Consider the following 19,310-nt stretch of genomic DNA (forward strand, 5'->3'; position numbering starts at 1 on the left):
GGGTGTGTACATATCCATTGCTGTGGTCACGGCCACTTAGGGTTCCGCCCTGACGGCGGGTCACTTTCGAAGAGCGCGAAAGTAACCAAAGCGCTCTTGCCCCACCACTCGGTGCCTCGCCTAGGCTCGGCATGCCCGCAGTCAGGCATTGCTCCGTGGGCCCGCCGCGATCGGCCATCCATGGCCGTGTCGCGGCTACCCCGGCATCTTGCCGGGGTGCCCACTACGCAATACCTGCCTGCGGCCAGCGTGGTTTGACGGGGCGCCCAAGATCAAAAGCAGAGCAACAGCAACAACAAAGCCAGAGCGCGGAGCTGCATTCCCCTGTGGGAGCGGGCTTGCTCGCGAATGCGGTGTATCAGTCAATATATCCATCACTGACCCACCGCATTCGCGAGCAAGCCCGCTCCCACAAGGGGGACGCGCACGCTTCGACGATCAGGTCGGCTGTCAGGCCGCCTCGCTCTGCTTGTGATTTTGATCTTAGGCGCCCCGTTAAACCACGCTGGCCGTAATCCGATATTGATTTGGGGGCCGCCGTAAGGGCGGAACCCTAAGTGGCCGTGACCGCAACAACGGATATGTACCCATACCAAGAAGATACTTGTGTAGATACTCACAGCTATCGCGGGCAAGGCCGCACACTATTTGATCGTGCCCACTGAAGATCAGATCCGCACATTGCCCCGTGGCCCGGCGATGGCCCAGATAATCAGGCCCAATACCGGCAACAGCAGAATCAACAGGATCCATAACACTTTGGCCCCGGTGCTGGCGCCGCTTTTGAACACGTTGATGATCGCCCAGATATCCAGTGCAAGGATGATCAACCCGATCAGACCATTAAATGTGGAACCCATGGTGTCGCTCCTAAGTGAGGGCTTGCCTGCTTAGGATAGCCAGCCCTGACGAGGGTTCCGTTTTATTTCAGACATGCAACGCGATACGCAAGGCTTCCAGGGATGGTTCGCCCTTGATCCCGACTGCGGCACACAACTCCAGCACCCGTGGTACATCGTTGCCGTACACCAACACCGCCTGGATCTCATCATCGAGCAACTGGCTGAAGTTCATCAGCGTATAGCCGCCGTTTTCCGGGTTCATGGCACTGAGTTGGATCTGGATGCGATTGAGCGCCGTGAGCGCCTCGGTCTTGGCCAATTGCTTGGGCTTGAGGTTGAACGCCACGTCGGGACCAAACGAGGCGACGATCTGGGCGAACAGGTCCTGGTAGGTATCGGCCTGGAACAGCACCGTTTCCGGCAGGCTACCGACCACAATCCACTCACCCAGGGGGATGGGGAAGCTGTCGTCGTAGTTGATATCGGGGTTGGCCGCCAGGAACCCATCGGCATCCGCGTAGGCTTGGGCAGCCTCGTCGGCGATCTGCGCAACCTCGGCATCGCTCATCAGCCCGGTGCTGATTTTGCCGATGAGTTCGATGAGGGCGGTTTTCATGGATACATCCTGTGCTGGGGCCGATTTTGGGGGCGCGACGATAACACTGGTTGATAAACGCGACAAATCCCCCTGTAGGAGCCGGCTTGCGGGCGATGGCGATCTTGCTGACGCCATCGCCGGCAAGCCGGCTCCTACAGGGGGATTTGGTCAAGCCAGCTTTTGCAGTTGGGCTGTTGTATCGGCAGCGCCCATGGTCTGGGCCGCCACCAGTGCAGTCACGCCCTGGGCATCGGTGGCCTTCGGGTTGGCCCCGACGCTGAGGAGGTAATCGACCATCTCGGTACGGTTGAACATCGCCGCCATCATCAGCGCCGTGCGGCCATCGGCAGAGGCACCGTCTACCGGAGTGCCAGCTTCGATCAGCGCCGTGACCACCGCCAGGTTGCCCTTGAATGCCGCACCGGCAATCGGCAATTGGTTCTTATCATTGGCGATCTGCGGGTCGGCCTTGAACTCCAGTAGCACTTTCACCGCCTCGGCATGCCCGTGATAGGCGGACAACATCAACAAGGTATCGCCATTGTGATTGCGCAGATTGACCGGCAAACCTTTGGCCAGCAGCGCGGCCAGCATGGCGGCATCGCCCCGGCGGGCCACGTCGAAGACCTGCTCGGCAAATTCGGCGGCTTCTTCTTCGGTCATTTGTTTGGCTTGATCTGACATCTGCGGCTCCCTGTGAGGTGTGGCGTAAGGCCGTCAGTTTCCCGAGCAGCGCCACGCCTGTCACCCCTTTTTTGCCGAAGGCAGCAATAGTCAGGCTCTATCACGTGCCGTCAGTAGCGATATTTTCCGCCCTGAATATCCGCCAGCACCTGCTCGGTCACAGGTACATAGGCATCCGTACCTGGCAGCCAGGCATAGAGTGGATCATCACCAACCCTGGCCGGGTCGAACGCCTCCTCCTTGAGCCGCACCTTCTGGTACTTGAAGGTGCCAGTGGTTTCCATCTTGACCTTGATCCGCAGGAACAGCGGCACCGCATAGGTTGGCATCTGGCTCAGGGCGAACTGCAGCAACGCCTGCATATCCAGGGTTGCCAGGGATTCGGATGGGGTAATCGCCGCCATCCCGGCGCGGCCGTTGGTGTTGGCGATTTCCACGCCGTAGGCCACCGCCTCGGTGATCTGCGGGTGCTGCATAAAGATGTTTTCCACCTCGGTGGTGGAGACGTTCTCGCCCTTCCAGCGATAGGTGTCGCCCAGGCGGTCGACGAACTGCGCATGGCCAAAGCCGATGCTGCGCAACAAATCACCGGTATTGAAATAGCGATCGCCCTTTTCGAACACATCGCTCAACACCACCTTGCGGTTCTTTTCCGGGTCGGTGTAGCCATCGAACGGCGCCTTGTCGTCGATCCTGGCGAGAAGCAGGCCCTGCCCGCCCTTCTGCACTTCACGCATGAAGCCATTGCTGCCACGGATCGGTTCGCAGGTGTCGTGGGCGTAGTCCACCAGTGCCCAGTGCATCAGGGAAAAGCCGATGGTGTTGTCGAAATTCAGCACGTTGGTGAAGCCGATATTGCCGTCGCTGGCCGCGTACAGCTCGCAGATATGCTCGACCCCAAAGCGCTCCTTGAACGGCCCCCACACCCCGGGGCGCAAGCCGTTGCCGATCATCTTCACCACGCGGTTGTCGCGGTCGCGCGGGCTTGGCGGCTGGTCGATCAGGTAGCGGCACAACTCACCGACATATCCCAGGGTGGTTGCGTTGAATTTGCGCACATCATCCCAGAACTGGCTGGCGCTGAACTTGCGGCGGATGGCAAACCCCGACGCGCCGGCAATCGCCGAACCCCAGCACACGCAGAGCCCGGTGGCGTGGTACAGCGGCAGGGTGCAATACACGACGTCCTCCGGCCCCATGTCCAGGGCGATGGTGCCGAAGCTCGCCGAGGATTTCATCCAGCGGCCATGCTTGAAGATGCCAGCCTTGGGCAAACCGGTGGTGCCGGAGGTGTAGATATAGAAGCATGGGTCGTTGAAGTAGATCTGCTGGGTGCTTGCGGGGTTATCCGGCGAGCAGTCCGCGCTGGCTGCCATCAGGTCGACATAGCCCGCGGGCACCGGCGCCGCCGCTTGCTCGGCAACGTACCAGGTGCGCTGAGGATCAATCGCCACCTGCCCGCGCACGGCGTCGTAGGCTTCGACCAGCTCCGCGCCGACCACAATCGCCACCGGGTCTACCAGGGTCAGGCTGTGGACCAGCACCGCCTGGGTTTGCGCGGTGTTGAGCATGGCGCAGATGCCGCCGACCTTGGCCACCGCCAGCACGGTCAGCAGCAGTTCCGGACGGTTTTCAATAAACAGCGCGACCACATCCCCCTTGCCAATGCCTTGGGCCTGCAGGTGATGGGCGATGCGGTTGGCGTGCTGGTTGGCCTGGTGGTAACTGAGCACCTGGTCGCCGTACAGCAGCGCCGCGCCCTCGGGGTTGCGCTGGGTGGCCTGTTCGAAGGTCCAGCCCAACCCGCAGGGTTGATCGGGGTCAGTGATGTTGGCGACGCGGATACCCCGTACCAGGCGTGGCAGGGCCCGGACAATGGTCGGCACCTTGCGCAACATCATGCCGAGGGTAATCATCTCGCTGTTCGGATTGCTCATGTACAGAAGTCCTTTTTCTTATTATTCGTAGGGTCTGCAGGCCGTCATGGGACGTAGGACCGTTCCTTAATGCCTTGCAGGAAAATACGTCAGCCATTCCTTGGCTGTACACGCAGGATTTGCAATGTTTTGTATCCCACAGCGCGGTGCCGACCAGCACCGTTCGTCACCGGCCAATAGCGCAAAATGCAGGATGCACGATGGCCATTCATGCATATTGCACGAAACCGAAAAATTCAATTTTTTATAAGATACTGATTTGTAAGGATTTTTTATAAAAAGCAATACTGGCACAATCACTGCACCTATCACTCCATGCCGCACAACACGAGCCAATGGAGCCGATAGACATGAGCCTGATCCAAGACAAATTCGCTTCTGTATTCTCCAACTACGACGTCACCACCCAAGCGCGTCCTGACGGTGGCATCCTGCTGACCCTGCGCAACACCGAGGGCAAGCAGATCAAACGCTCGATCTCGTACCAGCAGCTGCACACTGCCGACCAACTGACGTGGGTCATCAGCGCCATCCGTCGTGACCTGGCAGAACAGGCCAGCGAGCTGCCGCAGATTTCGATGCTGCAAAGCCAGCACCGCTTTGCCCTGCCGACCTACCACTCGGCCTGAGTACCGGTTTGTTTTCCAGGGCCGTGAAGCCGTCAGGCTTCACGGCCTTTTTTTATCTGCACAAACCGCGCTTGATCGCCTCGCTCACCGCCTGGACCCGGTTGTTGACGCGCAGCTTGCAGTAGATATTGCGCAGGTGAAATTTTACCGTGGCTTGTGAGACGCAACGGATCCGACTGATTTCCCATACGGTCTTGCCCTCCGTGGCCCAATGCAATATTTCCAGTTCCTTGGCAGTCAGCGGCTTGTTCGGCAACGCCAGTTGTGCGCCATCTGCCCTGTGGTCGGAGGCCTGTTCACAGGCCTCGTTTGCCGCAGGCGCCACGGATGGGATCGACTCATCTGGGCTGCTCATGCATACCTCTCCGTCTCTTATTGAATTGCACTGCCAATATTCGGACTCCTCCTATTGACAGATAAATACACAGCGACGGGAGAGTTACATAAAGCCTGGGATTAACACATCGACCCACAGACAAATAGCTATAACTTACAAACTATAGAGCCCATTCCCACAAACTTATCCAACTTCGGAGTATTGAATAAGTTTGTGAAAAGCGAACTTGGATCAATCATCCAATCCGGGGAACGCTTGGGCGATATCACTGCCGGTTACTTGCGCCACGGCCCCGGCGGCCGTCTGGAACAGGCTGATGGCAACCACACGCGGTTCTTCCCCCAAGTCAAACCAGCGCGGTATGCCGGCCGGGATGCGCAGCAGGTCGTGTTTTTCGCAGAGTACCGTGAAGATGTAATCGCCGATGTGCAGGCCGAGCAGCCCTCGCCCGGCGGCGAACAGGCGGATTTCATCGGCATCGTGGCGATATTCATCGCGCAAACCCGCAGCAACGGCGTCCTTTTGCGGATGCTCGCGGCTCACACTCAATACCTCTACGTGCGCGTAGCCCTGGGCGGTCATCCAGCTGTCGATGGGCCCCTGGTACGCCGCCGTCACCTCGGCCGCGCTGGCACCGGCCTCGACGCGGGTGTTGGCCTGCCAGCGCTCGAAGCCCACGCCGTGCTCGGCCAGGGTCGAGGCAATGTCGTCAGCGTGGGTCAGGACCTTGTTCGGGGTGTCCGGGGTGGCAACGTGATAAACGAAGAGAATGCTCATAAAAGGGGTCCTCGGGCGGTAAGAGTCTGCAGATGATGGGCCGGGCTCACGGCCGTTCCTCGGGCAAGCGCAGCAGCATGAGCAACGCGGCGGCCAGGGCCGCGAGGCTGGCGATACTGAAGGTCAGGGTCGGCCCCAGTTGGTTCCAGCTATAACCGGAATACAAGGCGCCCAGCGCGCCGCCGGTGCCGGCCAGCGCCGCATACAGGGCCTGGCCCTGGCCTTGCTGGCGTGCACCGAAGCTGCGCTGCACAAACTGGATGGCCGCCGCATGAAAGCTGCCAAAGGTCGCGGCATGCAGCAATTGGGCAAATAGCAGCACCCACAGGAACTCGGCGAACGAACCCAGCAACAACCAGCGCAACGCCGCCAGCAGGAAACTCGCCGCCAGCACCCGGCGCACCGAGAAGCGCGTGAGAATCCGGCTCATGGCCATGAACATCAACACTTCTGCCACCACGCCCAAGGCCCACAACAAACCGATCACACCACGGCTGTAACCGAGGCTTTCCAGGTGCAGGGTAAGAAAGGTGTAGTACGGGCCGTGGCTCATTTGCATCAAGGCCACGCAGGCATAGAACGCCAGCACACCAGTGCTGCGCAATTGCCGCAGGAAGCCGTCGCCGGCCCCACGCTCCCCGGTGGACGTCGGCTGGGCATTGGGCACCCACCAACTGGCACCGATGATGCCGGCCATGATCAACACGATTGCCACCGGGTAGATGTCCAGGCTCAGGGCTTCAAACAGCCGCCCCAGGGCAACGACGGCGAGGATAAAACCCACCGAGCCCCAGAGGCGGACCTGGCTGTAGCGTGAGGTCTGGCCGCGTAGATGCGCCAGGGTGATGACCTCGAACTGTGGCAGCACCGCATGCCAGAAGAACGCATGCAGGGCCATCACCAGCGCCAGCCAGGCGTAGCTCTGGCTGACGAAGATCAGCGAAAAACTCAGCAACGTGCACACCGCGCCAACCCGCACGATGGCCAGGCGCCGACCGGTGTAGTCCCCCAGCCAGCCCCAGATATTGGGTGCCACGCAGCGCATCAGCATCGGGATCGCTACCAGCTCGCCAATGCGCGCGCTGGAGAACCCCAGATGATGGAAATACAGCGCCAGGAATGGCGCCGTCGCCCCCAGCAGGGCGAAATAGAACAGATAGAAGCTGGAGAGTCGCCAGTACGGGAGTGCTGTCACGGTCAGACCGTCACAGCTGGCCCAGCACCGGGGTACTTACACGCACATCGGCATTCTGCCCACGGTGGCGCAGCAGGTGGTCCATCAGCACAATGGCCATCATTGCCTCGGCAATCGGCGTGGCGCGGATGCCCACGCAAGGGTCATGGCGGCCCTTGGTGATCACGTCCACCGGGTTGCCATGCACATCGATGGAACGCCCCGGCGTGGTAATGCTCGATGTCGGCTTGAGTGCCAGGTGCGCCACGATCGGCTGGCCGGAGGAGATGCCCCCAAGAATGCCGCCAGCGTTGTTGCTGACAAAGCCTTGCGGGGTCAGCTCATCGCGATGCTCGGTGCCACGCTGGGCAACGCAGGCGAAACCGGCGCCGATTTCCACACCCTTGACCGCGTTGATGCTCATCAGCGCATGGGCCAGTTCAGCGTCCAGGCGGTCGAAGATCGGCTCGCCCAGGCCCGGCATCACCCCTTCGGCGACCACGGTGATCTTGGCGCCTACCGAATCCTGGTCACGGCGCAACTGGTCCATATAGGCTTCCAGTTCCGGCACCTTGTCCGGGTCGGGGCTGAAGAAGGCGTTGTCTTGCACGCTGTCCCAGGTCTTGAACGGGATTTCGATCGGGCCCAACTGGCTCATGTAGCCACGAACCACAATGCCCTGGGTCGCCAGGTACTTCTTGGCGATGGCCCCGGCGGCTACGCGCATCGCGGTTTCCCGCGCCGAACTGCGGCCACCGCCGCGGTAGTCGCGCTCGCCGTACTTGTGGTGATAGGTGTAGTCGGCGTGGGCCGGGCGGAACAGATCCTTGATCGCCGAATAGTCCTTGGACTTCTGGTCGGTGTTGCGGATCAACAGGCCGATGGCGCACCCGGTGGTGCGGCCTTCGAACACGCCGGAGAGGATTTCGACTTCGTCGGGCTCCTGGCGCTGGGTCGTGTGGCGGCTGGTGCCGGGCTTGCGGCGGTCGAGGTCGCGCTGCAGGTCGTCCAGGGACAGCTCAAGGCCGGGCGGGCAGCCGTCGACAATGGCGACCAACGCCGGACCATGGCTTTCGCCTGCGGTGGTGACAGTGAACAGCTTGCCGTAGGTATTGCCGGACATGCAGAGCGCTCCGTGAAATCAGTTGAATCAACTCAACCGTGATAACTAAGCGCGCCAGTATACGCAGGCTCACCCAGTAGTTCATCCTCGAAACCTTCCCGGTAGACGTTGGTCCAACCGGCACCTTCCTCATGATGGCGCGATGATGCTGCGAGTTTTACTGTTTACCCTCACCCTGATCTGTACCGCCGCCCACGCCGCCGCCCCTGTGGTGCTGCAACGCCCCATCAGCCTGGACACCGGCAGCGGCGAGTTGTTTGGCTCGTTGCTGCTGCCGCAATCCGCCAAGCCCGTGCCCGTGGTGCTGATCATTGCGGGCTCGGGCCCCACCGATCGCAACGGCAACAGCGCCGAAGGGGCACGCAACGACAGCCTCAAACGCCTGGCCTGGGTCCTGGCCCGCCACAACATTGCCAGCGTGCGCTACGACAAGCGCGGCGTGGCCGCCAGCCTCAAGGCCACGCCCGATGAACGCAACCTGACGCTGGATGCCTATGTCGCCGACGCGGTGGCCTGGGGCAAATCCCTCAAGGCCGATCCGCGTTTCGGGCCCCTGATAGTGCTGGGCCACAGTGAAGGCGCCTTGGTCGCAGCCCTGGCCGCCCCTGAGCTCGACCCCGCCGGGGTGATTTCCCTGTCCGGCAGTGCCCGCCCAGTGGACCAGGTGATTCGCCAGCAACTGGCCGATCACCTGCCACCGGCCCTGCTGCTGCGCAGTAACCAGATCCTCGACCGACTCAAGGCCGGCCAGGTCGATGCCGATGTGCCCGACCCACTGCAGGGTATTTTCCGCCCCAGCGTGCAGCCTTATCTGATCAGTCTGTTTCGCGCAGATCCTGCGGCGGCATTCGCTCGCCTGAACATGCCGGCCCTGATTGTCCAGGGCACCACCGACCTGCAAGTGGGAGTGGCCGATGCCGAAAAGCTCAAGCAGGCCAAACCCGACGCCGAGCTGGCGGTGATTCCCGGCATGAACCACGTCATGCGCATCGTACCCAACGATGTGAAACAACAGTTGAGCTCCTACAACAACCCACAATTGCCCCTCGCCGACGCGTTGGGCAGGCGCCTGGTGAGCTTTATCGACGGACTTCGCCCCCGATAACCCACTATTTACCCTCCAGTCCTGGAGAAAACGGCCGATAAGCACAGGGTCGACAGCAAAAAGACTGTCGACTCGCTGGGCTTGGACAGGATCGCGCCGAATGACGAACACCGAAGCAGTACCGGAATCTCCCGCCGAGAGCACCGCCGAAACCGAAGCGGCGGCTGCGGCGGCTCTGCCGTGGGCGGAGGTTGAGGCCGAACACTTCAAGATGCTGCGCCTGGCGCCCTTGGCCACTGACCGCGCGACCGGCGCCCGGCCATTGCGCTTTGTGCAATTTGGCTACGCCGAACGCAACAACAAGGACCACAGCCTGCTGCGCATGGTCATCCAATTGCCCGCCCAACGGGTGCGGCGCGAACAGAATCACCTGGATGTGTGGGTCGACCACGCCACCCACCGCGTGCATTTTGGCCCGGGCAACAGCCTGGAAATCGAGCCGGCCAACCGTGGCCTCGGTCGTTTCCTGGTGGCCCAGGGCGCCGCGTGGGCGAAGAAGAAGTGGTCGCACTATCGCGTCGACGGTGTGGACCTGGCAAACAAAGACGCGCTGAACGAAGCCACCCGCCTGCGCCGCGATCACTTTTTGCGGATCCAGGGTTTTGATGTGGCTTACGCCGATGTGCAGCACCTCAAAGGGCACGTGCAGCCGGGCAAGGTCAGCGAAGTGCTGGACAGCTGGAACACCGAGAAGGTGCAGTTCGTGGAAATCCTGGAAGCGGCGCAGATGCTGCAACAGGCTGAGCAGAACCTGGCGGAACAGGAAGTGAAACTGCGCCACGAAGAAGAAAAGGTCATCAAGTTCAAGCGCGAAGACAGCGGCTTGCGCTTCACCATCACCTGCCTGGTGGCGTTTACCGTGTTCCAGGCGGGGCTGTTGATCTGGATTGCGACGCACCGCTGACAACACGCTTTAACTGACCACACCAAATGTGGGAGCTGGCTTGCCTGCGATGGCATCTACATAACGTTCAGACACCGAAGAACTCCCCCGTGGCGAGCGGGCTTGCCCCGCGCTGGGCTGCGAAGCAGCCCCAATAAGCCGTATGTGCCGCATCAGATACACCGTGGAGGCCGGTTTTGGGGCTGCTTTGCAGCCCAGCGCGGGGCAAGCCCGCTCGCCACGGGGAGGCAGTTCGTCAGTTTCTGAAGGCCATCGCAGGCAAGCCAGCTCCTACATGGCCCGGGCTAGACCCTGGCGGCAAACACCGCCTGATGCGCCCGGCACTGCTCCGCCGTGAGCATGAACACGCCATGGCCACCGTTCTGGAATTCCAGCCAGGCAAAATCCACTTCCGGGTACAGCGCTTCAACGTGCACCTGGCTGTTGCCCACCTCGACAATCAACAAGCCCTTCTCGGTCAGATGATCGGCCGCTTCGGCCAACATCCGGCGCACCAGGTTCAAGCCGTCGTCACCGCAGGCCAGGCCCAGTTCGGGTTCGTGCTGGTATTCATCGGGCATGTCGGCAAAGTCTTCAGCATCGACATACGGCGGGTTGGACACAATCAGGTCAAAGCGCTGGCCGGGCAAACCGTCGAAACCATCACCCTGCACGGTGTACACGCGCTCGTCGGCACCATGGCGCTCGATGTTCTGGTTAGCCACTTCCAGCGCTTCGAAGGACAAGTCCCCCAGCACCACCTCGGCCTCTTGGAACTCGTAGGCGCAGGCAATACCGATGCAACCGGAGCCGGTGCACAGGTCGAGGATGCGCGCCGGCGGCTGGGCCAGCCAGGGCTCGAAGCGGTTTTCGATCAGCTCGCCAATCGGTGAGCGCGGGATCAACACGCGCTCGTCGACGATAAACGACATGCCGCAGAACCAGGCTTCTTTCAACAGGTAGGCGGTGGGCACGCGCTCGTGGATACGGCGATGCAGCAGGCGCTGTACGTGGGAAATCTCTTCTTCTTCGAGGTTGCAATCCAGGTAGCTGTCGGCAATTTCCCAAGGCAGGTGCAGCGCACCCAACACCAATTGCCGGGCTTCATCCCATGCATTGTCGGTACCATGGCCAAAAAACAGGTCTTCCCCATGGAAACGGCTGACAGCCCAACGGATATGGTCGCGCAAGGTGCGCAGGCGGGAAGTGATCACGGGGCAAGCTCCAGGAAAAAACGACTGGCAATTCTAACAGCCTTAAGCTGTACGGACGATGTATGAAAAACCTTTGCAAAACGTCAGATCCAACCTGATTCAAGGTTTTTCTGTTACACAGCAGCCCCTCTTGACAGGGCTGTAGGCCAACAACGGCGCACCTTACGTTAGTAGCGATTCACAGAACCGCTCAGCCAGAGGACAATGTCGCAAAAGCCCCACTCACAGGAGCCCCAGAATGTCCGTTCCAAAGACGATGTTTCAACTCAGCGGTCGCGGTTACGCACCGGCCAATTTGAGCCACGCGACCCTTGTGATCATCGATGCCCAGAAAGAATACTTGAGCGGCCCGCTCGCCCTGTCGGGCATGGACGCCGCAGTAGAAAACATCAAGCAACTGAGCGCTGCCGCACGCAAGGCCGGGCGGCCCATCGTGCATGTGCGTCACCTGGGCACCGTTGGTGGCCTGTTCGACCCTCAGGGCGAGCGCGGCGAGTTTATTCCCGGCCTGGAGCCACAAGACGACGAAACCATCATCGGCAAGCTGCTGCCCAGCGCTTTCCATGGCACGCTCCTGGAAAAAACCCTGCAGGAGCTCGGCTCCCTGGACTTGATCGTCTGCGGTTTCATGAGCCACTCCAGTGTCAGCACCACCGTGCGTGCGGCAAAGAACCTGGGCTTTCGCTGCACCCTGGTCGAAGACGCCTGCGCGACCCGCGACCTGCCTTACAAAGGCGGCATCCTCAGCGCCGAGCATGTACAGCAGACAGAAATGGCCATCATGGCCGACAACTTCGCCACTCTGGCCCTGACCCAAGATCTGATCTGATCTGGTCGCCCTGTCGATGAGCGGCGCGGCCACCGCAAAGGCCCCGCTCATCCGCTAAAGCCTGTCATTTACCGCAATTGCCTCCCAGCCCGGAACAAGTTGTTTAACTTCCGGTCGAAGGGCCGATACCCTGGAGGAAAGGTCGGAATGAAGATATCCGATGGTTTTGACGCTCGTCGCTTGCGCCCCAAGGGCCCGAGCAACTGGCGTCTGCGCCTGGGCGTGGCATTTGCCGCGCTGCTGGCGTTGTGTGGCTTGCTGCTTTCGTTGGCCGGTGCTGCCGGTCTGTTCGGTCATTCGCCCGCGCTGGGCGAACTCAATGCCAGCCCGGGTGGCGCGGCGGTGCTGTTGGTCAGCGGGCTGTTGATCCTGTGGCTGGGCGTCTGGCTGTGGCGCCGTTGCCGGCGCCGTATGCGCCAGCCACTGTCGCTGAATATCGCCTCGCACCTGATGAAAAAGCACGATTGAGGGAACACTGATAGCGTTTTGTCCCGCATCAACCGCCTCGATTTGGGTAAACTGCCCGCCCCGCGCGGAGGCTGACATGCAAGACGACGATTTTTCCCTATTCAAGAACGAGCTGCGCGGCGTCAAGCCGATCAAGCACGATCGCGCCGATACCGGCAAACCCAAGACCGACCGCGCGCAGATCGCCAAGCTGCGCCAGTCGGCCACGGTGCGCACGGATGCCACCACGGTGGACGGCCTATCGGACCAGTTCGTGATTGACGTCGGCCCCGAGGACGAGTTGATGTGGTCCCGCGACGGGGTCCAGGAAAGCCAGGTGCGCAAGCTCAAGGCCGGGCAGATCCCCTTCGAAGGCAGCCTCGACCTGCACGGCATGACGGTGGAAAAGGCCAGGGAAACCCTCTGGGCGTTCCTTGCCGAAGCCACCAAGTTCGAGATCCGCTGCGTACGCGTGACCCACGGCAAGGCCGTGCGCCTGGACGGCAAGCGCCCGATGATCAAGAGTCACGTCAATACCTGGCTGCGCCAACATGCCCAAGTGCTCGGGTTCACCTCCTGCCAACCGCGCCATGGTGGCGCCGGTGCGGTGTATGTGATGCTCAAGCGCACGATGCTTGAAGGGCGTGACGAGTGAATGACCTGGGAAAGGTTCATCTGTGGCGAGGGGGCTCGTCCCCCGCTGTGCTGCGAAGCAGCGCCAATCTATAAGGCCCACTGCGCTTTATCAGATACACCGAGGCGCCAGGTTTTGGGGCCGCTTCGCAGCCCACCGGGGGACGAGCCCCCTCGCCACGAATGCAAACCCTGCATTCCAGGGAATTACACCTCTCGGCATACCTACGCTACTATGTGCGCCAATCACTGGCGACGCTGCACGACCGCTCGCTGGCGTACCGCTTCACATTGGTACAGGCATACACCGTACCGTTCTGAAACCCATACGGAAACAGTCCTGTGACATTGGAACAAAACTACACCGCAATCCTCGGCCAAATCGGCGAGGACGTTTCCCGCGAGGGCCTGCTCGACACGCCAAAACGTGCCGCCAAGGCCATGCAGTACCTATGCCGCGGCTATGAGCAAACACTGGAAGAGGTCACCAACGGTGCCCTGTTCAGCTCCGACAACAGCGAAATGGTGCTGGTCAAGGACATCGAGTTGTACTCGCTGTGCGAGCACCACCTGCTGCCGTTCATCGGCAAGGCCCATGTCGCCTATATCCCCAGCGGCAAGGTCCTGGGCCTGTCGAAGGTCGCGCGGATCGTCGATATGTATGCCCGCCGCCTGCAGATCCAGGAAAACCTCAGCCGCCAGATCGCCGAAGCGGTCCAGCAGGTGACCGGTGCCCTGGGTGTTGCCGTGGTGATCGAGGCCAAGCACATGTGCATGATGATGCGCGGTGTGGAGAAGCAGAATTCGTCGATGATCACCTCGGTGATGCTGGGTGAGTTCCGCGAAAACGCGGCAACCCGCAGCGAGTTTCTCAGCCTGATCAAGTAACAGGCTGCGTAAGAAAAAACCGGCATTCATCGCCGGTTTTTTTTCGCCTGTGGAAATCAGGTAAGCTGCGGCCCCTTCTGTCATGGGCAAGAGGTTTCAGCCATGTTCGTCAAAGCACTTCGAGTGGGCCTCGGCCACGTCATCATCGCGGGCGACTTCCTTACTCGCCCACGCAAAAAACAGCGCCCTGCCGAGCAACAGGCACAGGTCAATGAATCGGCCAAGGGCCTGACCCTCTACCAATTCCACGCCTGCCCGTTCTGCGTGAAGACCCGCCGTACCCTGCACCGCCTGAATGTACCGGTGGCGCTCAAGGACGCGAAGAACAACGAGCAGGACCGCCAGACCCTGCTTACCCAAGGCGGCAAGATCAAGGTGCCGTGCCTGCGTATCGAAGAAAACGGCCAGACCACCTGGATGTATGACTCCAAAGTGATCATCGACTACCTGGACAAGCGCTTCGCCGCGATCTGACAAACAACGCGGTCAAAATGTGGGAGCGGGCTTGCTCGCGAATGCGGTGTGTCAGTCAATTATTCATCAACTGACCCTACGCTTTCGCGAGCAAGCCCGCTCCCACATTTAGGTCGCGCCTATCAGTCGAGCATCGGCACGTGCCGGGGATGGCTGGCCACGCGTGCAAGCCAGGCTTGCACGGCCGGATAGGGGCTCAGGTCAAAACCACCTTCATGGGCCACATGGGTGTAGGCATACAGCGCAATATCGGCAATCGAGTATTGATCGCCCACCAGGTAGGGCGTGGCCTGCAGCTGTTTCTCCATAACCCTCAAGGCCTTGTAGCCGCCTTTATGGGTAGTCTTGTACTCCTCCAGCCGATCGTCCGGCAGCCCCAGGTAAAACTGGATAAACCGCGCCACCGCGATGTACGGCTCATGGCTGTATTGTTCGAAAAACTGCCACTGCAACACCTGGGTGCGCAGGCGCGGTTCGGTGGGCAGGAACTCGCTGCCGTCGGCGAGGAAGTTGAGGATCGCGTTGGACTCCCACAGGCAGGTGCCGTCTTCGAGTTCCAGTACCGGGATCTTGCCGTTGGGGTTCTTCGCCAGGAACTCGGCGGTCTGGGTGTCGCCGTTCAAGATGTCGACATTGACCCACTCATACGCGATGCCAAGCAGGTTGAGCATCAACTTGACCTTGTAGCAGTTGCCCGAACGGTAATCGCCATAAACCTTGTACATGAAGCTCCCCTTATGCCGCTTGCGCGCGCTGTGCTTGACGGATCACCGCCGCGAGACGCTTGAGACCTTCGTCCAGGCGTACCGGGTCGATGTGGCTGAAATTGAGCCGCAGGTGCCCGTGGTGCTGGTCCGGCTCGGAAAAGAACGGTTCACCGGGCATGAACGCCACGTCCTGGTCGAGCGCTGGTGCCAACAAGGTGCGGGTATCCAGGGGCTGTTTCAAGGTCAGCCAGAAGAATAATCCACCCTGGGGCACTTGCCAGTCGGCCAGTTCCTCGAAGTGGCGCGTCAATGCCGCCTGGAACCCATCACGACGCTCACGGTAAAAACTGCGCAGTTGCACCAGGTGCTGCTGGTAGCGCTCGGTGCCGATCCACTGCATGGCCTGCCATTGGCCGACGCGGTTGGTGTGCAGGTCCGCCGACTGCTTGAGCTTGAGCAGGTGCGGGAACAGGTCGGGGCTGGCGATCAGGTAGCCGACCCGCAGGCCCGGGAGCAGGGTTTTCGAGACGGTGCCGGTGTAGATCCAACTGGCCTTGCGCAAGCGGCTGACAATCGGCCGGGCGCTGCCGCCATCAAAGGTCAGCTCACGGTACGGCTCGTCTTCGATCAGGGTCACGCCGAATTCATCGAGCAGCGCCGCCACGGCATCGCGCTTGGCTTCGCTGTAGCGCACCGCCGACGGGTTCTGGAAGGTAGGGATCAGGTAGATGAACGCCGGGCGATGGCGTTCCAGGTTGCTGCGCAGCGCCGTCAGGTCCGGGCCGTCGGCTTCCAGCTCCACGGTCAGGCAATCGGCGCCGAACAGTTGGAAGATCTGCAGGGCGGCCAGGTAGGTCGGGCCTTCCAGCAGGATTTGCGTGCCTTGGTCGATGTACAACTTGGCCGCCAGGTCCAGGGTTTGCTGCGAACCACTGACCACCAGGACCTGGCTGGCCTCGCAAGCCACCCCCAGCGACCGCGCCTCGGCGGCCAGCAACTCGCGCAATTGCGGCTCGCCCTCGCTCATGCCGTATTGGCCCATGGCCGGCGGCATGCCTTGCCAATCCAGCGCAGGCAACATGGCTTCGGCGGGCAGGCCACCGGCAAATGACATCACCTGCGGGCGCTGGGCCGCCGCGAGGATCTCACGGATCAAGGAGCTTTTAAGGCGCGAAACACGTTCAGAGAAAGCCATAGGGGTCACCGGTAGCAAAGCCTGGGGAAAATACGTCAAACTGGTTGACCGAAATTACGACGCCCAAGGCAGATACGTCAATATGCTTGACCTTAAAAACCAGACTTCGCAGCAAGCCGCCATGGAAGCGTTCTTCTTCGGCTACCAGGCCTTTACCGCCAAGGCCGATGCAATGCTGGAGCGTCGCGGCTTGAGCCGGGTGCATCAGCGCATCGTGTTTTTTATCGCCCGCTACCCCGCCTTGAGCGTCAAGCAACTGCTGGAGCTGTTGGGGGTGAGCAAGCAGGCGCTGAATATGCCGCTGCGCCAATTGCAGGAAATGCAGCTGGTCGACAGCGTTGCCTCGGACGCTGACAAACGTAAGCGCCTGTTGCACTTGACCGAAGAAGGCCAGCGCTTCGAACAGTCCTTGCGCCGCGAACAAGTCAAGCTGCTGCAGCACGCCTTCGCCGAGGCCGGTGAAGAGGCGGTGATGGGTTGGCTGGCAGTGAACAAGGCCCTGACCCTGCCTTGAAATTGGCCTTTCATCTTTTTTGCACACATAATCGCAAACATTATTTGCTTTCTTTGTATACAAAAGCATAATTCGCTTCGTGCGAGTTCCTGACCTAATGGTCAACAAAGCCCGCTGGTACCTCAAAGCACCGCTGCCCACCCCAGTGTCCGGTGCTGGAAATAACAATAAAACTCTTGAGGAGTACTTGCTGTGGAAAGCCATAAATCCGACGCCCCGACCCTGGACCTCAGTCCGCCCCACCTTTCGACCGCAAAGCAGGGCTGGCTGGAACGCCTGTTCAAACTCAGCTTGCATGGCACCACAGTGAAGACCGAATTGATCGCCGGCCTCACGACGTTTATCACCATGGCCTACATCATCTTCGTCAACCCCAACATCATGGCCGACGCGGGCATCGACCACGGCGCCGCCTTTGTCGCGACGTGCATCGCCGCAGCCCTCGGCTGCCTGTTGATGGGCCTGTACGCCAACTGGCCTGTAGGCCTGGCGCCGGGCATGGGTTTGAATGCGTTCTTTACCTACACCGTGGTCGGCACCATGGGCTACACCTGGGAGACCGCGCTGGGTGCGGTGTTTATCTCCGGCGTGCTGTTCATGATCCTGACGCTGTCGCGCATCCGCGAATGGCTGCTCAACAGCATTCCGGTAAGCCTGCGCCACGCCATGGGCGCCGGGGTGGGTCTATTCCTGGGGGTGATCGGCCTGAAAACCGCCGGCATCATCGTGGCCAGCCCCGCCACCCTGATCAAGCTCGGCTCCCTGCATGAACCGGCCCCGCTGTTGGCGGCCGTGTGCTTCCTGCTGATCGCGATCCTCAGTTACCACAGGGTATTCGGCGCAATCTTGATCAGCATCATTGCGGTCACCCTGGCCGGCTGGGGCCAGGGCCTGGTGCAGTACCAGGGCATCGTCGCCGCCCCGCCGAGCCTGGCGCCGACCTGGATGGCGATGGACGTGATGGGCGTGTTCAACGTCAGCATGATCAGTGTGGTATTCGCCTTCCTGTTTGTGCACATGTTCGACACCGCCGGCACCCTGATGGGCGTTGCCCAGCGGGCGGGCCTGGTCAATGCCGACGGCAAGATCGAGAACCTGTCGCGGGCCTTGAAAGCCGACAGTGCTTCGAGCGTGTTTGGCGCAGTGGTCGGTGTACCGCCCGTGACCAGTTATGTGGAAAGCGCCGCGGGCGTGGCGGCCGGTGGGCGCACCGGGCTTACGGCCGTGACCGTGGGCGTGCTGTTTGTAGCGGCGATGTTTTTCGCCCCGCTGGCAGGCATGATTCCTGCGTATGCCACGGCCGGTGCGCTGATTTATGTGGCGATGCTGATGATGAGCGGCATGGCCCATATCGAATGGGACGACGCCACCGACAGCATTCCGGCGATTGTCACGGCAATCATGATGCCCCTGACCTTCTCGGTCGCCGACGGCATCGCGCTGGGCTTTATCACTTACGTGGCCCTCAAGGCCGGCACGGGCAAGTACAAGCAGATTTCCATCAGTCTGTGGGTGCTGTGCGCGATTTTCATCGCCAAGTTTATCTTCCTGTAACTCGGAAGCCGGCGAAAACCGCCTCACCCTTGGGTGGGGCTTTTGCATGTATGGAGGAATGTAATGAGCGTGGAAACCTGGCTGCTGTTCAGCGGCGCTGCTTTGATCGTGATCCTGATTCCGGGGCCGCTGTCGCTGCTGATGATCAGCAACAGCCTGAACTACGGCCTGCGCCGTTCGTACCCGGCGTTTCTTGGCGGGGTGTTTGCCTCGATCTGCCTGTTGAGCGCCTCGGCCCTGGGCCTGGGGGCCTTGTTGCTGGCGTCGGAGCAGTTGTTCAGCGCCTTGAAGATCGTCGGTGCGCTGTATCTGTTCTACCTCGCGTGGCAGAGCTGGCAGCAATCGCGCCTGCCGTCCCAGGGCGCCGTGGTGCCGGACGCAGCCCCCGTGCCGCGTTTTCGTGCACTGTTTGGCCGGGCTTTTGTGCTGGGCGCCAGCAACCCCAAGGACATTCTGTTTTTCGCCGCCTTCCTGCCGCAGTTTCTCAGCAGCCAGCAGCCGTTTCTGCCGCAACTGCTGATCATGATCGCCACCTGGACCGTGCTTGACCTGCTATGCAAGCTGGCCTACGGCCTGGGTGCCCACGGCGCCGCGCGCTACCTGCGCACCGGCAAGGGCCAGAGCTGGTTCAACCGCTTCAGTGCCGGGCTGTTTGGCAGCGCCGGGGCGGCATCGCTGCTCAGGGGCTAGTGGCTTCCTGACGCCGTGTAGGAGCGAGCTTGTCTCCGGGCGGCGCTCCGACGAAGAACTTGAGAGCGCCGCGTGT

General features: G+C 61.1%; 22 protein-coding genes. 11 read left to right on the forward strand and 11 right to left on the reverse strand.

Translation table 11 applies throughout. From position 1 onward, the window contains the following. Window positions 1-668 precede the first annotated feature (668 nt). From FIV38_RS10460 to FIV38_RS10475, 4 genes are all read right to left on the reverse strand, one after another. The gene (locus FIV38_RS10460) at window positions 669-860 is read right to left on the reverse strand and encodes a PLDc N-terminal domain-containing protein (RefSeq protein WP_003172956.1); all 192 of its coding nucleotides are present in this window, start codon (window positions 858-860) and stop codon (window positions 669-671) included. 67 nt (window positions 861-927) lie between these two features. Then, the gene (locus FIV38_RS10465; RefSeq protein WP_092235073.1) at window positions 928-1,458 is read right to left on the reverse strand and encodes a hypothetical protein; all 531 of its coding nucleotides are present in this window, start codon (window positions 1,456-1,458) and stop codon (window positions 928-930) included. A 150-nt stretch (window positions 1,459-1,608) separates the two neighbouring features. Next, window positions 1,609-2,124: an ankyrin repeat domain-containing protein gene (locus tag FIV38_RS10470; protein WP_092235071.1), complete on the reverse strand. Its 516-nt coding sequence runs from the start codon at window positions 2,122-2,124 to the stop codon at window positions 1,609-1,611. A 110-nt stretch (window positions 2,125-2,234) separates the two neighbouring features. Next, window positions 2,235-4,061 carry a long-chain-acyl-CoA synthetase gene (locus FIV38_RS10475; protein ID WP_092235070.1) on the reverse strand — a complete coding sequence of 609 codons (1,827 nt, stop codon included), beginning with the start codon at window positions 4,059-4,061 and terminating at the stop codon, window positions 2,235-2,237. A 350-nt stretch (window positions 4,062-4,411) separates the two neighbouring features. Here FIV38_RS10475 and FIV38_RS10480 point away from each other — a divergent pair, with 350 nt between their 5' ends. Further along, window positions 4,412-4,690 (forward strand): DUF3509 domain-containing protein, encoded by a 279-nt coding sequence (locus FIV38_RS10480; RefSeq protein ID WP_029300345.1) that lies wholly within the window; start codon window positions 4,412-4,414, stop codon window positions 4,688-4,690. A 52-nt stretch (window positions 4,691-4,742) separates the two neighbouring features. On the opposite strand, the gene FIV38_RS10485 is transcribed toward FIV38_RS10480, so the two are convergent. From FIV38_RS10485 to aroC, 4 genes are all read right to left on the reverse strand, one after another. After that, window positions 4,743-5,045, reverse strand: a complete 303-nt coding sequence (locus FIV38_RS10485) for a response regulator transcription factor (protein WP_032867617.1) — start codon at window positions 5,043-5,045, stop codon at window positions 4,743-4,745. A 213-nt stretch (window positions 5,046-5,258) separates the two neighbouring features. After that, a complete protein-coding gene (locus FIV38_RS10490; protein WP_029300349.1) occupies window positions 5,259-5,804 on the reverse strand; it encodes a 1,2-dihydroxy-3-keto-5-methylthiopentene dioxygenase in 546 nt (181 codons plus the stop codon). Between the two features lie 46 nt (window positions 5,805-5,850). Continuing rightward, window positions 5,851-6,999, reverse strand: a complete 1,149-nt coding sequence (locus FIV38_RS10495; protein WP_092235069.1) for an MFS transporter — start codon at window positions 6,997-6,999, stop codon at window positions 5,851-5,853. A 10-nt stretch (window positions 7,000-7,009) separates the two neighbouring features. Beyond that, window positions 7,010-8,101 (reverse strand): chorismate synthase, encoded by a 1,092-nt coding sequence (gene aroC, locus FIV38_RS10500; RefSeq protein ID WP_029300353.1) that lies wholly within the window; start codon window positions 8,099-8,101, stop codon window positions 7,010-7,012. Between the two features lie 142 nt (window positions 8,102-8,243). Between aroC and FIV38_RS10505 the strand changes: the two genes are divergently transcribed. Next, window positions 8,244-9,206 (forward strand): alpha/beta hydrolase, encoded by a 963-nt coding sequence (locus FIV38_RS10505; RefSeq protein ID WP_092235068.1) that lies wholly within the window; start codon window positions 8,244-8,246, stop codon window positions 9,204-9,206. 100 nt (window positions 9,207-9,306) lie between these two features. Next, a complete protein-coding gene (locus FIV38_RS10510; RefSeq protein WP_029300357.1) occupies window positions 9,307-10,110 on the forward strand; it encodes a hypothetical protein in 804 nt (267 codons plus the stop codon). A gap of 284 nt (window positions 10,111-10,394) precedes the next feature. Here FIV38_RS10510 and prmB read toward each other — a convergent pair whose 3' ends face one another. After that, window positions 10,395-11,303 (reverse strand): 50S ribosomal protein L3 N(5)-glutamine methyltransferase, encoded by a 909-nt coding sequence (gene prmB, locus FIV38_RS10515; protein ID WP_029300359.1) that lies wholly within the window; start codon window positions 11,301-11,303, stop codon window positions 10,395-10,397. A 238-nt stretch (window positions 11,304-11,541) separates the two neighbouring features. On the opposite strand from prmB, the gene FIV38_RS10520 reads away from it, so the two are divergent. The 5 genes from FIV38_RS10520 (at window position 11,542) to FIV38_RS10540 (ending at window position 14,574) form a co-directional block, all read left to right on the forward strand. Next, entirely contained in the window at window positions 11,542-12,132 is a 591-nt protein-coding gene (locus tag FIV38_RS10520) for a cysteine hydrolase family protein (RefSeq protein ID WP_029300361.1), read from the forward strand. Window positions 12,133-12,279: 147 nt separating this feature from the next. Beyond that, complete coding sequence (locus FIV38_RS10525) at window positions 12,280-12,600, forward strand: hypothetical protein (RefSeq protein WP_029300363.1); 321 nt, start codon at window positions 12,280-12,282, stop codon at window positions 12,598-12,600. Window positions 12,601-12,676: 76 nt separating this feature from the next. After that, on the forward strand, window positions 12,677-13,234 hold the full coding sequence (locus FIV38_RS10530) for a Smr/MutS family protein (protein ID WP_029300365.1): 558 nt from the start codon (window positions 12,677-12,679) through the stop codon (window positions 13,232-13,234). Window positions 13,235-13,554: 320 nt separating this feature from the next. Further along, window positions 13,555-14,100, forward strand: coding sequence for a GTP cyclohydrolase I FolE (gene folE, locus FIV38_RS10535; protein WP_029300367.1), 546 nt, complete (start codon window positions 13,555-13,557; stop codon window positions 14,098-14,100). 102 nt (window positions 14,101-14,202) lie between these two features. After that, window positions 14,203-14,574 (forward strand): glutathione S-transferase N-terminal domain-containing protein, encoded by a 372-nt coding sequence (locus FIV38_RS10540; RefSeq protein ID WP_092235065.1) that lies wholly within the window; start codon window positions 14,203-14,205, stop codon window positions 14,572-14,574. A gap of 122 nt (window positions 14,575-14,696) precedes the next feature. Here the strand turns inward: FIV38_RS10540 and FIV38_RS10545 are convergent, their stop codons facing one another. Further along, complete coding sequence (locus tag FIV38_RS10545; RefSeq protein WP_070995352.1) at window positions 14,697-15,299, reverse strand: glutathione S-transferase family protein; 603 nt, start codon at window positions 15,297-15,299, stop codon at window positions 14,697-14,699. Window positions 15,300-15,309: 10 nt separating this feature from the next. Beyond that, complete coding sequence (locus FIV38_RS10550; RefSeq protein ID WP_092235062.1) at window positions 15,310-16,476, reverse strand: aminotransferase-like domain-containing protein; 1,167 nt, start codon at window positions 16,474-16,476, stop codon at window positions 15,310-15,312. Window positions 16,477-16,558: 82 nt separating this feature from the next. Between FIV38_RS10550 and FIV38_RS10555 the strand changes: the two genes are divergently transcribed. From FIV38_RS10555 to FIV38_RS10565, 3 genes are all read left to right on the forward strand, one after another. Beyond that, window positions 16,559-16,990 carry a MarR family winged helix-turn-helix transcriptional regulator gene (locus FIV38_RS10555; RefSeq protein ID WP_029300375.1) on the forward strand — a complete coding sequence of 144 codons (432 nt, stop codon included), beginning with the start codon at window positions 16,559-16,561 and terminating at the stop codon, window positions 16,988-16,990. Window positions 16,991-17,212: 222 nt separating this feature from the next. Continuing rightward, window positions 17,213-18,544, forward strand: a complete 1,332-nt coding sequence (locus tag FIV38_RS10560; RefSeq protein WP_235861068.1) for an NCS2 family permease — start codon at window positions 17,213-17,215, stop codon at window positions 18,542-18,544. 63 nt (window positions 18,545-18,607) lie between these two features. Then, the gene (locus FIV38_RS10565; protein ID WP_032863245.1) at window positions 18,608-19,234 is read left to right on the forward strand and encodes a LysE family translocator; all 627 of its coding nucleotides are present in this window, start codon (window positions 18,608-18,610) and stop codon (window positions 19,232-19,234) included. Window positions 19,235-19,310 lie beyond the last annotated feature (76 nt).

This window comes from Pseudomonas proteolytica, assembly GCF_007858275.1.
In the GTDB taxonomy this organism is placed as follows: Bacteria; Pseudomonadota; Gammaproteobacteria; order Pseudomonadales; family Pseudomonadaceae; genus Aquipseudomonas; species Aquipseudomonas proteolytica.